We start from the raw sequence: 13,184 nt of genomic DNA on the forward strand, positions 1-13,184 counted from the left end.
CCTCAGTGACACAAAGGCGACCCAACATCCTGATCGTCATGGTCGATCAGCTCAACGGCACGCTGTTTCCGAACGGACCGGCGGACTTCCTGCACGCGCCGCATCTCAAGGAGCTGGCCGCGCGCGCGGCACGTTTCCGGAACAATTATACGCCCTCGCCGCTTTGCGCGCCGGGGCGCGCCGCCTTCATGAGCGGCCAATTGCCGTCGCGCACCCAAGTCTACGACAACGCCGCTGAGTTCGCCTCCTCAATTCCGACCTATGCTCACCATCTGCGCGCCGCCGGCTATTACACCTGCCTGTCGGGCAAGATGCATTTCGTCGGCCCCGACCAGTTGCATGGTTTCGAAGAGCGGTTGACCACCGATATCTATCCCGCCGATTTCGGCTGGACGCCGGATTACCGCAAGCCCGGCGAGCGCATCGACTGGTGGTATCACAATCTGGGTTCGGTGACAGGCGCCGGCGTCGCCGAGATCACCAACCAGATGGAGTATGACGACGAGGTCGCCTTCCACGCGGTGCAAAAACTCTACGATCTTGCCCGCACCTCCGAGGACGAGGCCAGCCGGCCCTGGTGCCTGACGGTTTCCTTCACCCACCCGCACGACCCCTATGTCGCACGGCGGCAATATTGGGATCTCTATGAAGACTGTCCGGCGCTTGAGCCGGAGGTGGGATTCATCCCCTATGCCAATCAGGACCCGCATTCGCAGCGGCTCTACCGGGCCAGCGACTACGACAGTTTCAACATCACACCCGAGCAGATCCGCCGCTCGCGGCGCGGCTACTACGCCAACATCTCCTATCTCGACGACAAGGTCGGCGAGATGGTGTCGGTGCTGGAACGCACGCGCATGCTGGACGACACGGTCGTCCTGTTCTGCTCCGACCATGGCGACATGCTTGGCGAGCGCGGCCTGTGGTTCAAAATGAACTTCTTCGAAGGTTCGGCGCGGGTGCCGCTGATGATCGCCGGCAAGGGTATTCCTGCCGGGCTGGTCGAGGCGCCGGTCTCCAACCTCGACGTGACGCCGACACTGTGCGATCTCGCCGGCATCGACATCTCTGCCATCGCGCCGTGGACCGATGGCCAGTCGCTGCTGCCGTTGCTTGATGGCGGACAGCGCACCGCGCCGGTGCTGATGGAATATGCCGCCGAGGGCTCCAACGCGCCGTTGGTGGCGATCCGCGACGGCCGCTACAAATTCATCCATTGCGAGATCGACCCGCCGCTTCTGTTCGATCTCGAAGCCGATCCGCAAGAACGCACCAATCTTGCCACCGATCCGGCGCATGCCGATCTGGTGGCGGCCTTCACGGGAGCCGTGCGAGCGCGCTGGGACATGACGGCATTCGATGCCGCGGTGCGCGTCAGCCAGGCGCGGCGCTGGGTGGTTTATCCCGCGCTGCGCAACGGCACGCATTACCCCTGGGAATTCCAGCCACTGCAGAAGGCGTCGGAACGCTACATGCGCAACCACATGAACCTCGACAATCTCGAGGAACAGAAACGCTTTCCGCGAGGCGAATGATGACAATTGTCCCCTCCCTCGAGCACCTCAGACAGGCCTATGCCGTGACGTCGAAGGCGACGCAGATCACGCCTTTGCTGGAATCGACAGCCTTGGCCAACGAGACGGGTGCGGCCCGCGTCTTTATCAAGCCGGAATCGCTGCAATGGGCGGGATCGTTCAAGGTGCGCGGGGCCTATTGGCGGTTGAAGCGGCTGTCGCCGGATGAGGCCAGAAAAGGCGTCGTCGCCTACTCCTCCGGCAATTTCGCGCAAGGGTTGGCGGCTGCCGGCCAGGCGCTCGGCATTCCCGTCACCATCGTCATGCCGATCGACGCGCCGGCCGCCAAGCGCGATGCGACCGCAGGCTATGGCGCGCGCGTCGTGCTGACCGATCATGGCGAGCGCGCCCGTGAAGAGGTCGCAGCCGCCAAGGCCCGCGAGATTGCCGAGACCGAAGGGCTGGCGTTGCTGCATCCATTCGACGATCCGGAGATCGTTGCCGGCCAGGCCGGCGCCGGGCTCGAAGCGCTCGAACAACTCGAGGCAAAGGACGCCAGTGCCGACCTTCTGTTCTGCTCGGTCGGCGGCGGCGGACTGATCGGCGGCATGTCGCTCGCCTTCCACTATCTGTCGCCGGCAACCGAGATCATTGGCGTCGAGCCGGAAGGCTTCAACGGCATGGGTGCATCGCTAGCGCATGGCGCCATCGAGACCATGCCGATCGCGCCGAAGTCGATCTGCGACGGGCTGATGTCGCGGCGGCCGGGCGACGCGCCGTTTGCGGCGGTCAAGACCGCCGGCGTGCGCGGCATCACCGTCGATGATGGCTCCGTGCGGCGGGCAATGAAGATCGCCTTCGAACGGATGAAGCTGGTGCTCGAGCCATCGGGCGCCGCCTCTCTGGCGGCGCTTCTCGGCGGCAAGGTGGATGTGACGGGTAAAACGGTCCTGGTCATGGCTACCGGCGGCAATGTCTCGCTCGCCGATTTTATTTCGCATATGAACGATGGGCGCATGTGAACCATGCTTGAAGCAGACTTCGTCATCATCGGCTCCGGCTCGGCCGGCTCGGCCATGGCCTACCGACTGTCGGAAGACGGCAAGCATTCGGTGATCGTCATCGAGTTCGGCGGTACCGATATCGGGCCGCTGATCCAGATGCCGTCGGCGCTGTCGATCCCGCTCAACATGAGCCTTTACGACTGGGGCTTTGCCAGCGAACCGGAGCCGCATCTCGGCGGCCGCGTGCTGGCGACGCCACGCGGCAAGGTGATCGGCGGCTCGTCCTCGATCAACGGCATGGTCTATGTCAGGGGCCACGCACGCGACTTCGACCACTGGGCCGAACAGGGGGCGGCCGGCTGGGGCTTCGCCGACGTGCTGCCCTATTTCAAGCGCATGGAGGACAGTGACGGCGGCGAGGACGGCTGGCGCGGCCACGGCGGCCCGCTGCACGTCCAGCGTGGCCCGCGCAAGAATCCGCTCTACGGCGCCTTTGTCGAGGCCGGCCGCCAAGCCGGGTTCGAACTGACCGACGACTACAATGGCTGGAAGCAGGAAGGCTTCGGACCGATGGAGCAAACCATTCGCGGCGGCCGCCGCTGGTCGGCTGCGTCGGCCTATCTGAAGCCGGCGCTCAAGCGGCAAAATGTCAGCGTGATCAGAGGCTTCGCCCGCCGGGTGATCATCGAGAATCAGCGTGCCGTCGGAGTCGAGATCGAAGCTCACAAACAGATTCAGGTCGTTAAGGCACGACGTGAGGTGATCGTCGCCGCATCGTCGATCAATTCGCCCAAGATCCTGATGCTATCCGGTATCGGCCCGGCCGCGCATCTCACGGGGAACGGCATCCAGGTCGTGGCCGACCGGCCCGGTGTCGGCCGCAATCTGCAGGATCATATGGAGCTCTACATCCAGCAGGAATCGACCCAGCCGATCACGCTGAATTCGGTTCTCAACCCATTCTCCAAGACGCTGATCGGGGCGCAGTGGCTGTTCTTCAAGACCGGCCTCGGCGCCACCAACCATTTCGAGGCCGCGGCCTTCGTGCGCTCGCAGGCCGGTGTCGACTACCCCGATATCCAGTACCACTTCATCCCGGCGGCGGTGCGCTATGACGGCAAGGCGGCGGCGAAGGCGCATGGCTTCCAGGCGCATGTCGGGCCGATGCGGTCGAAGTCGCGCGGTTCGGTGACGCTGCGCTCGCCCGACCCGAAAGCGACGCCGGTCATCCGCTTCAACTACATGTCGCATCCAGACGACTGGACCGAGTTCCGCCACTGCATCCGGCTGACCCGCGAGATCTTCGGCCAGAAGGCTTTTGACGGCTTCCGCGGCAAGGAAATCTCGCCGGGTTCGCATGTCCAGTCGGACGAGGATCTCGACGCCTTCATCCGGGATCATGCCGAGAGCGCCTATCACCCGTGCGGCACCTGCAAGATGGGTCGGGCCGATGACATCACGAGCGTCGTCGATCCGGAGTGCCGCGTCATCGGCATCGACGGGTTGCGGGTCGCCGACTCCTCGATCTTTCCGCGCGTCACCAATGGCAATCTCAACGCGCCCTCGATCATGACCGGCGAAAAGGCCTCCGACCACATTCTCGGCCGCACGCCGCTGGCGCCATCCAACCAGGAACCCTGGATCAATCCGCGCTGGCAGGTGGCGGATCGATAGGGCATTGTCCGGCGGACTGCTCCGCAATAGCGAATACATCTGGAGAACAGCATGCGCGCCCAGCCAACGGCATCGCACTATGTCAACGGCCGCTACATCGAGGACGAAGGCGGCGCGCCGCTGCCGGTGATCTATCCGGCGACCGGTGAGGTCATCGCCACTTTGCATTCGGCGACTCCGAACGTGCTGGAGCTCGCCATCGAAGCCGCGCGGGCCGCACAACCGGCCTGGGCGCGGATGAAGCCGGTCGAGCGTGGCCGCATCCTGCGCCGCGCCGCCGACATTTTGCGCGCGCGCAACGCCGATCTGGCGCGGATCGAGACGCTCGACACGGGCAAAGCGATCCAGGAGACGCTGGTGGCGGATGCACTATCGGCCGCCGACTGCCTCGAATATTTCGGCGGCGCGGTTGCCGCCTTCAACGGCGAGGCGATCGATCTTGGTGGACCTTTTGCCTATACGCGCCGCGAGGCGCTCGGTGTGTGCGTCGGCATCGGCGCCTGGAACTATCCGATCCAGATCGCCGGCTGGAAATCCGCCCCGGCGCTCGCCATGGGCAACGCCATGGTATTCAAGCCTTCGGAGAACACGCCGCTGTCGGCGCTGGCGCTGGCCGAGATCTACTCAGAGGCGGGCCTGCCCGACGGGCTGTTCAACGTCGTGCAAGGCTATGGCGAAGTCGGCGCCGGCCTCGTCGGCCATGATGTCGTTGCCAAGGTTTCGGTGACCGGCTCGGTGCCGACCGGCCGCAAGGTGCTGTCGCTCGCCGGTTCGAAGATGAAGCATGCGACGATGGAACTCGGCGGCAAGTCGCCGCTGATCGTGTTCGACGATGCCGATCTCGAAAACGCCATCGGCGGCGCCATGCTCGGCAATTTCTATTCGAGCGGGCAGATCTGCTCCAACGGCACGCGTGTTTTCGTACAAAGCGGCATCCATGACCGCTTCGTCGACCGGCTGGTCGAGCGGACGAAAAAGATCCGCATCGGCGATCCGCTCGATCCTGAGACGCAGATGGGGCCGCTGGTCAACAAGGCGCAGCAGGAGAAGGTCGTTTCCTACATCGCGGCCGGCAGGCAGGATGGAGCAACGCTCGCCTGCGGTGGCAACGTGCCGTCGCTGCAAGGGTTCGATGGCGGCTTCTTTGTAGAACCAACCGTGTTCACCGGTGTCACCGATAAGATGCGCATTGCGCGCGAGGAGATTTTCGGGCCGGTGATGAGCGTGCTGAAGTTCGACGGCGAGGACGAGGTGATCGACCGCGCCAACGACACCGAATTCGGCCTCGCCGCCGGCGTCTTCACCCGCGACCTGCAGCGCGCTCATAGGGTGATCGCCGAACTGCAGGCCGGCACCTGCTGGATAAACGCCTACAATCTGACGCCGGTGGAAATTCCGTTTGGCGGGGTGAAGCAATCCGGCATCGGGCGCGAGAACTCGCTGGCGGCTTTAGCGCTCTATTCGCAGCTGAAGGCGGTGTATGTCGAGACCGGGGATGTAGCGAGCCCGTATTGAGGGGTTGGCGCGAGGCACCCCCCTGGCCCGGTAGGGCAGAGGGGGGTGCCTCGCACCGGCCTCTCAACAACCTCACCCCTTCTGCGCCGTGCCGTCCAGATACTGCGTCAGCGCGCAGACCAGATGATAGAAGATGCTGGCCGGCACGTCCGATGCCAAGGAGCGGCCGCGTTCGTCGATGCGGTCAATCCACAGGCCGAGCGGGGCCGGATCGATGTGCCAGCGGAACAGGCGGCCGACGCGCGCCTCGATTTCCGGCTTGAGGTCGGGACCACCCGAGCCATCCAGCGCAATCGCCGCCTTGATCGCTTCGGCCTGTGGCCAGCTCCGCGACACAAGGTCGAGCGGCAGGCCCTGTCTGGAGACCGCGCCGTAGGCAAGGCCGGTGGCGCGGTTGAGGCCGTTGGCGATGGCCGAGGCGTAGAGCTTGCGGGCAAAATTGCTCAACTCGCCCTGGCCGCTGCGGGCGACAAAATCGGTGAGCAGCGAGGCCCATTCGAAATGATGGCCGGGCTCGGTCCATGTGCCCTTCTCGCCGGCGGCCGGCTTCCACCCGGCGTCGAAATATTCGCCCAGCGTCCAGCTCTCGGCATCGAAGAAATGACTGCGGAAAAGGTCGATGATGCGCGCGGCGCGGCGCAGATAGGTGCGGTCGCCGGTCGCCTCATACCAGGCGAGGAAGGCCTCGAGCAGATGCATATGCGGGTTGGAGCGCCGCTCGCCCTCGCCATCGGATGTCTCGAGAAAGCCGGTCATGCGGCTGTCCTCGAGATGCGCGTCGAGGAACACGAAGGTCTCCTGGCCCAGCCGCAGCGCATCCGGATCGCCGCACATATGCGCATGCGCCAGCGCCAGCAGCACGCAGGAATGGTCGTAGGCATCCTCGGTTGGGTCGGCGACGGAGCCGTCGACATTGAGCGTGCGCACCCAGCCGCCCCGGTCCGTGCGGCCCTTCCCGGCCATGAAGGCGATGCCATGGGAGATCAGGCGATCGGCTGGACCGTCCCAGCCGCGGGCCTTGGCAACGGCGAAGGCGTAGACTTGCCTCGCCGTCGTGCGCATGCGCTTGGGCTTCAGCAGCGCCTCGCCGTCGAAGCCGAGCGCCTCGTGGAAGCCGCCATGACGCTCATCGACGCCTGAAGTCGACCACAGCGGCAAGGTCTCCTCGAACAGCCAGTGATGCACGCGCCGACGCCAGGCGCCGCTCTCGATGACGCGGTCGTGTGCCGGCGTAAACCTGGTTTCCAGCCGTCCCGATTTCTCCAGCTGCTCGACGATCTTCTTGACGTGGTGGCTGTGGCTGACCGGCGCGACGAAGGTGGCATCCGCCGTCGAGACGATCGCGACGTCCTTCATGCCGATCGCCGACAAAAGCCGGCCGTCGCTTCTGATGTAGGAGTTCTCGCAATCGATGGCGACGACATCGCCGACGACGACATTGCCATTGGCATCAGCAGGGCCGACATCGAGCAGCGACTGCCAGGAGCCGAGGTCGTTCCAGCGGAAGCCGGCCGGCACCATGGCGATGTCCTTGGCCCGTTCCATGATCGCGTAGTCGATCGAGTTCGAAGGGATGGCGGCGTAGAGGTCGAGCGGCATATAGAGGCCGGACAGATCCGAAGTCGCTGCCTTGTAGGCCGCTTCGGTGGCCTGCCAGATGTCGGGCTGGAAGGCCGCAAATGCGTCGCGCATGGCGCCGGCGCGAAACAGGAAAATGCCGGTGTTCCAGTAGAAGGTGCCCGCACTGAGATAGCTCTGCGCAGTAGCGAGGTCGGGCTTTTCGACGAAGCGCGACACGTCGAAGACGCCGCCGCTTTCGGCTGCGACTTCGATATACCCATAGCCGGTCTCGGGCTGCGTCGGCTTGATGCCGAACACCACCAGACGGCCGGAAAGGGCTGCCTGGCTGCCAGCCTGGACGCTCTGCCAGAACTGCCTGGGGGTGGCGATTTCGTGGTCGGACGGAACCACCAGAACCAGGCTGTCGCCGAACTCCGACAATGTGCGCAACGCGGCCAGCGCCACGGCGGCAGCCGTGTTGCGCCCGGTCGGCTCGAACAGCGGGCCACCGCCGGCGAGGTCGAGGCCGGCAAGGTCGGCATGCACGCGCTCGGCATGGCGCTCGGCGGCGATCAGGAAGATCGGCGTTTCGCCCTCCGGCCGCGCCGTCAGCCGGCGCAGTGTCTTGGCCAGCATCGAGCCGTCGCCGGAAAGATCGTGGAACTGTTTCGGGTTGTCCTCGCGCGACAGCGGCCACAGCCGCGAACCGACACCGCCGCTCATGACAAAACTGACGATGCGCTCGGTCATGAAAGGTCCAATCAGAACGTCTGGTTGTAAGCGCCGACTTCGGGGCTGCGGCGCAGCACGGCGTCGACCGCCTCGAACATCTGCCGGCGGCGGTCGGACGATACCGGGCTTTCGACAACCACGACAAGCTCCGGCTTGTTCGACGACGCCCGTACCAGGCCCCAGGTGCCATCTTCGGCCACGATGCGCACGCCGTTGACGGTGATCAGCTCGGCGATCTTCTGGCCGGCAAAAGCCTTGCCGGCGCGCTGCATCGCCTGGAAGTCCGCCACCACCCGATCGACCACGCCGTATTTCACGTCATCGGCGCAATGCGGCGACATGGTCGGCGTGCCGAAGGTCAGCGGCAGCGCGCGATAGAGATCGGCCATCGAACTTGTGGGGTTGCGGACGAGCATCTCACAAATGGCTATTGCCGTGATGAGACCGTCATCATAGCCGCGGCCGATCGGCGGATTGAAGAAGAAATGGCCCGACTTCTCGAAGCCGGCGACGGCGCCAAGCTCGGCGACGCGGCGCTTGATGTAGGAATGGCCGGTCTTCCAGTAATCGGTGACCGCGCCATTGGCGCGCAGGACTCTGTCGGTGTTGAACAGGCCGGTCGACTTGACGTCGACGACGAAGGTCGAGCCGGGATATTGGGTTGATATGTCCCGCGCGAGCATGACGCCGACCTTGTCGGCGAAGATCTCGTTGCCCTCATTGTCGACCACGCCGCAACGGTCGCCGTCGCCGTCGAAGCCCAGCCCGACATCGGCGCCGGTTTCCAGCACCTTGTCCCTGATGGCATGCAGCATCTGCATGTCCTCAGGGTTGGGGTTATAGCGCGGAAAAGTGTGGTCGAGCTCGACATCGAGGGGGATCACCTCGCAGCCGATGCGCTCCAGCGCCTGCGGCGCAAAGGCGCCGGCGGTGCCGTTGCCGCAGGCGGCCACAACCCTCAACTTGCGCGCGATGCGCTTGTCCCTGGTCAGGTCGTCGAGATAGGTCTCGCGGAACCCGGAGACGAAATCGTAGGAGCCGCCGCCGGCAAGGTCGAAATCGCCTGAAAGCACGATCCGTTTCAGCGCGCTCATTTCCTCCGGCCCGAAGGTCAGCGGCCGCGCCGCGCCCATCTTGACCCCGGTCCAGCCATTCTCGTTGTGTGACGCCGTGACCATGGCGACGGACGCCGCGTCGAGTGCGAACTGGGCGAAATAGGCCATTGGCGAGAGCGCCAGGCCGATATCCCTAACCCTGGCGCCGGCGGCCATCAGGCCGGACACCAGCGCCAGCTTGATGCCAAGCGAATAGGAACGGAAATCATGGCCGGTGACGATGTCGGGCCCAGCGCCAAGGCGGCGAATCAAGGTGCCAAGCCCCATGCCGAGCGCCTGCACGCCGATCAGGTTCAGCTCCGGCGGCTGCGCGGAGCCGGCGTGGCCGAACCACCAGCGCGCGTCGTATTCGCGAAAGCCGGACGCCTTGATCAGCGCTTCGGTTTCGAGTTCGAAGCTGTTGGGCCGGGCGTCGCCTACGATTTTCAGGGGCAAGGCAGCAAAGCTCCAGATGGCGAAAACACGATCTATCGAGGCTGCGACTTAGCACACAAGGCTTTAAGCCGGGTTTATCCCGGGAGGGAAAGCCAAGCTTTGCGGCAATGCCCAACGAAAGCCAACGAAATGCGACAGAAGCGCTGCCATTGCCGCTTGCAGGAACGGTATGCGGCGGCTATAAGCCCGCGGTCTGGTCACGGAGTGTAGCGCAGCCTGGTAGCGCACCTCGTTCGGGACGAGGGGGTCGCAGGTTCAAATCCTGCCACTCCGACCAGAAAAAACAGATACTTAGGTATTTGTTTCTCCCGACCCACAAGATAGCTTGATGCAAACCGGCCGCGTCGGCGTCGCTGTCAGCATGGTGTTTTGACGCGACAACCTTCCGCGCTACCTCGATAATAGGAATGCCGCCGAGACAGCGGCCGGAACGAGGTTTGCGGAAGATGAATTTGTTGATTTCAAGCGCAGGCCGGCTGTCAGCGATGCTTGTTCTTTTCCTGATGGCAGGCTGCTCATCGCTGGGCAGCGCGGTCAACCCGGCGAAATACGACCGCATGACATGCGCCGAGCTCAATAATGCGGTGGGCGATACCGCGCGCGAAATCTCGCAGACCGCCATCACCCGCGGCAAGGTCACCAACACCAGCGTGCCGAACTGGCTGCTCGGCGGGGCACGCGTCAAGAGCGCCGTCGCCAACCGCGAGACGGCCAGGATCGAACGGCTGAAAGAGCGCGAGGCAGCCATTGTCGCCACGAGGACCAGCCGATGCCCCAGGTCAGCGGGCTGAGCGATTCGGCCCTGCCCTGTTGATTAACCTCACGCTACTATCTCAAGCACTCAACCGGAACCGGGTCACATCGATCGCCGCAGCCATCAGCGTCTGCGTGTAGGCCGCCTTCGGGTTGCTGAAGATCTCTTCCGTCGGCCCTTCCTCGACGATCTTGCCCTGCCTCATGACGATGATGTAGTCGGCCATGGCGCGCACCACGGAGAGATCGTGGCTGATGAAGAGGTAGGACAGTTCGTGGTCGGCCTGCAGCTTGCGCAGCAATTCGACGATCTGCCTCTGCACCGAGCGGTCGAGCGCCGAAGTCGGCTCGTCCAGCACCACCAGTTTGGGCTTCAGGATCACGGCACGCGCGATGGCGATGCGCTGGCGCTGGCCGCCGGAGAATTCGTGCGGGTAGCGGTTGCGTGCGTTGGGATCGAGTCCGACCTCGAGCAAGGCCTCGACGGCGCGCTGATCGCGTTGCTTGCCTGACAGGTTCGGCTCATGCACCAGAAGCCCTTCGGTGATGATCTGGCCGACGGTCATGCGCGGCGACAGCGAGCCGAACGGATCCTGGAAGACGAGTTGCATCTCACGTCGCAGCGGCCGCATCGCCTGGCGGTCGGCGGTGGAGATGTCGCGGTCGCCGAAGCGGATGACACCGTCGCTGGGCAACAGGCGCAGAAGTGCGCGGCCGAGCGTCGATTTTCCCGAACCGGACTCGCCGACGATACCGATGGTCTGGTTGCGCTTCAGCCGGATCGAAATGTGATCGACGGCGCGTAGCAGCAGCGGTTCGCCGGCAAGGAAGCCGCCGCCGATCTTGAAGGTCACTTCGACATTGCGGCCCTCCAGCAGCACCGGAGCGCTGGGCGGCGGCGCCGCCTTGGTGCCGGTCGGTTCGGCCGCCAGCAGCATTTTGGTATAGGCATGCTGCGGGTTGGCGAAAAGTGCTTCCGCCTCGCCTTCCTCGACCACCTCGCCATAGCGCATGACATAGACGCGGTCGGCAAAGCGCCGGACGATGCCGAGATCGTGGGTGATGAAGACGATGGCCATGCCGAGCTTGCGCTGCAATTCGGCGAGCAGCACCAGGATCTGCGCCTGGATGGTGACGTCGAGCGCCGTCGTCGGCTCGTCGGCGATCAGGATGTCGGGGTCGTTGGCCAATGCCATGGCGATCATGACGCGCTGGCGCTGGCCACCCGACATTTCGTGCGGATAGGATTTCATCCGCCGCTCGGGATCGGGGATATGCACCAGCCTGAGCAACTTGAGCGCCTCGTTCCGTGCCTCGGCTGCGTTCAGCCCGCGGTGCTTGCGGATCGGTTCGATAAGCTGGTTGCCGATCGAATAGAGCGGATCGAGCGAGGTCATCGGCTCCTGGAAGATCATGCTGATCTTGGCGCCGCGCACCTTGTTGAGGTCGGGCTTGCTCATGGTCAAAAGGTTGCGGCCGCGATAATCGACGTGACCCGTCGCCTCGCCGTTGGACGCCAGCAGGCTCATCGCCGCCATCATGGTCTGGCTCTTGCCGGATCCGGATTCGCCGACCACGGCAACGGTTTCACCTGCCTTGACGTGGATGTTGATGCCCTTGACCGCTTCGACCGCGCCGTCGAGCGTGCGGAAGCGGACGCGAAGGTCCTTGACGCTGAGGATCGTTTCGGGCGTTTCCATCGCAACGGTCCCCATCTTATCGGTCCCCATCTTTATCGGTCCCATCTTCATCGGTCTCTCGGATCGAGCGCGTCGCGCAGGCCGTCGCCGACGAAGTTCAGTGCAAACAGCGTCGACACGAGGAAGAAGGCGGGGAACAAAAGCAGCCAGTTGGCGGTGCCGATGTTCTTGGCGCCGACCGAGATGAGCACGCCCCAGCTGGTCATCGGTTCCTGCACGCCAAGGCCAAGGAAGGACAGGAAACTTTCCAGGATGATGACCTGCGGCACCAGCAGTGTCATGTAGATCACCACTGGTCCGAGCAGATTGGGGATGACGTGGCGCAGCAGGATGCCGCGCTGGCCGACGCCCATGGCTTCGGCCGCCTGGACATACTCCTGCCGCCGGATCGACAGCGCCTGGCCGCGCACGATGCGCGCCATGTCGAGCCACAGCACCGCCCCCACCGCCAGGAACATCAGCACGAAATTGCGGCCGAAGAACACCACCAGCATGATGACAAAGAAAATGAAGGGCAAGGAATAGAGCACGTCGACGATGCGCATCATCACCTCGTCGATCTTGCCGCCGGAAAAGCCGGCCGCCGCCCCGTAGAGGACGCCGATGACCACCGCGACAATGCCGGCAAGCAGGCCGATGGCCAGCGAGATGCGCCCTGCCATCAGCGTTCGCGAGAGAAGATCGCGACCGGTGTTGTCGGTGCCGAACAGGAAGTACTGCTGTTTGACCGACGCAGTCATAGTCAATTCGAGCCCGTCGGCCGATTTGCTCTCTATCTTGGTATCGTCGAAGGCATCGGAGCGGTCGAGATAGCGGATGTTGCGGTCGTCGATCGGTTTGGTCGAGGTGACGGTGACGGTGACGCGACTGCCCTCCAGTTTCCACTCCTTGATGTCGACGCGCATGCGCTTGATGGCATCCTTGAGCGCCGTCTCGATCATGTCCGGCTTCGGATAGGCTGAAAAGCTTGGTGGCGTGCGCACATAGTCGGCATAGATGGTGGTGTACTGATGCGGCACGAACCAGGGGCCGAAGATGCTGATGACGCCAATGAAGGCCAGGTAATAGAGGCTGAACATGGCGGCGCGGTTGGCTTTGAGGCGCGCCCATGCGTCGCCCCAGAGCGAGCGGCCGACGACGGCCGGCGGAGCGGCGGCGGCTGTGATGTCGGTCATAGCGCAC

The 13,184-nt window shown here is 64.2% G+C and carries 9 protein-coding genes and 1 tRNA gene; 6 read left to right on the top strand and 4 right to left on the bottom strand.

Features of this window, described 5'->3' with window-relative positions:
• Window positions 1–5 precede the first annotated feature (5 nt).
• From betC to betB, 4 genes are read left to right on the top strand one after another with little or no spacing between them, the layout of a single operon-like run.
• Complete coding sequence (gene betC / locus NLY43_RS07925) at window positions 6–1,535, top strand: choline-sulfatase (protein WP_023709827.1); 1,530 nt, start codon at window positions 6–8, stop codon at window positions 1,533–1,535.
• The gene (locus tag NLY43_RS07930) at window positions 1,532–2,536 is read left to right on the top strand and encodes a threonine/serine dehydratase family protein (protein WP_023709828.1); all 1,005 of its coding nucleotides are present in this window, start codon (window positions 1,532–1,534) and stop codon (window positions 2,534–2,536) included. Before betC ends, NLY43_RS07930 begins: the two co-directional genes overlap by 4 nt.
• Window positions 2,537–2,539: 3 nt before the next feature.
• Window positions 2,540–4,192: a choline dehydrogenase gene (betA, locus tag NLY43_RS07935; RefSeq protein WP_023709829.1), complete on the top strand. Its 1,653-nt coding sequence runs from the start codon at window positions 2,540–2,542 to the stop codon at window positions 4,190–4,192.
• A gap of 51 nt (window positions 4,193–4,243) precedes the next feature.
• Window positions 4,244–5,707, top strand: a complete 1,464-nt coding sequence (gene betB / locus NLY43_RS07940) for a betaine-aldehyde dehydrogenase (protein WP_023709830.1) — start codon at window positions 4,244–4,246, stop codon at window positions 5,705–5,707.
• A 72-nt stretch (window positions 5,708–5,779) separates the two neighbouring features.
• Here the strand turns inward: betB and NLY43_RS07945 are convergent, their stop codons facing one another.
• Both NLY43_RS07945 and NLY43_RS07950 read right to left on the bottom strand, forming a co-directional pair.
• A complete protein-coding gene (locus NLY43_RS07945; RefSeq protein WP_023723530.1) occupies window positions 5,780–8,017 on the bottom strand; it encodes a mannose-1-phosphate guanylyltransferase/mannose-6-phosphate isomerase in 2,238 nt (745 codons plus the stop codon).
• Window positions 8,018–8,028: 11 nt separating this feature from the next.
• Entirely contained in the window at window positions 8,029–9,549 is a 1,521-nt protein-coding gene (locus NLY43_RS07950) for a phosphomannomutase/phosphoglucomutase (protein ID WP_023709832.1), read from the bottom strand.
• 200 nt (window positions 9,550–9,749) lie between these two features.
• On the opposite strand from NLY43_RS07950, the gene NLY43_RS07955 reads away from it, so the two are divergent.
• Window positions 9,750–9,826, top strand: a tRNA-Pro gene (locus NLY43_RS07955).
• Between the two features lie 208 nt (window positions 9,827–10,034).
• Complete coding sequence (locus NLY43_RS07960; RefSeq protein ID WP_245262528.1) at window positions 10,035–10,340, top strand: hypothetical protein; 306 nt, start codon at window positions 10,035–10,037, stop codon at window positions 10,338–10,340.
• A gap of 42 nt (window positions 10,341–10,382) precedes the next feature.
• Here the strand turns inward: NLY43_RS07960 and NLY43_RS07965 are convergent, their stop codons facing one another.
• Both NLY43_RS07965 and NLY43_RS07970 read right to left on the bottom strand, forming a co-directional pair.
• Window positions 10,383–12,002 carry an ABC transporter ATP-binding protein gene (locus NLY43_RS07965; RefSeq protein WP_023709834.1) on the bottom strand — a complete coding sequence of 540 codons (1,620 nt, stop codon included), beginning with the start codon at window positions 12,000–12,002 and terminating at the stop codon, window positions 10,383–10,385.
• 47 nt (window positions 12,003–12,049) lie between these two features.
• Window positions 12,050–13,177: an ABC transporter permease gene (locus NLY43_RS07970; protein ID WP_023709835.1), complete on the bottom strand. Its 1,128-nt coding sequence runs from the start codon at window positions 13,175–13,177 to the stop codon at window positions 12,050–12,052.
• Window positions 13,178–13,184 lie beyond the last annotated feature (7 nt).

Source organism: Mesorhizobium sp. C416B, from assembly GCF_030323165.1.
GTDB lineage: Bacteria > Pseudomonadota > Alphaproteobacteria > Rhizobiales > Rhizobiaceae > Mesorhizobium.

What these genes read in the sequence shown, in the direction of transcription:
- NLY43_RS07960 (WP_245262528.1), top strand. Translation starts at nt 10,035, where the DNA reads ATGCTTGTTCTTTTCCTGATGGCAGGCTGCTCATCGCTGGGCAGCGCG.
- betA (WP_023709829.1), top strand. Translation starts at nt 2,540, where the DNA reads ATGCTTGAAGCAGACTTCGTCATCATCGGCTCCGGCTCGGCCGGCTCG.
- NLY43_RS07945 (WP_023723530.1), bottom strand. Translation starts at nt 8,017, where the DNA reads ATGACCGAGCGCATCGTCAGTTTTGTCATGAGCGGCGGTGTCGGTTCG.
- NLY43_RS07970 (WP_023709835.1), bottom strand. Translation starts at nt 13,177, where the DNA reads ATGACCGACATCACAGCCGCCGCCGCTCCGCCGGCCGTCGTCGGCCGC.
- NLY43_RS07965 (WP_023709834.1), bottom strand. Translation starts at nt 12,002, where the DNA reads ATGGAAACGCCCGAAACGATCCTCAGCGTCAAGGACCTTCGCGTCCGC.
- betB (WP_023709830.1), top strand. Translation starts at nt 4,244, where the DNA reads ATGCGCGCCCAGCCAACGGCATCGCACTATGTCAACGGCCGCTACATC.
- NLY43_RS07930 (WP_023709828.1), top strand. Translation starts at nt 1,532, where the DNA reads ATGATGACAATTGTCCCCTCCCTCGAGCACCTCAGACAGGCCTATGCC.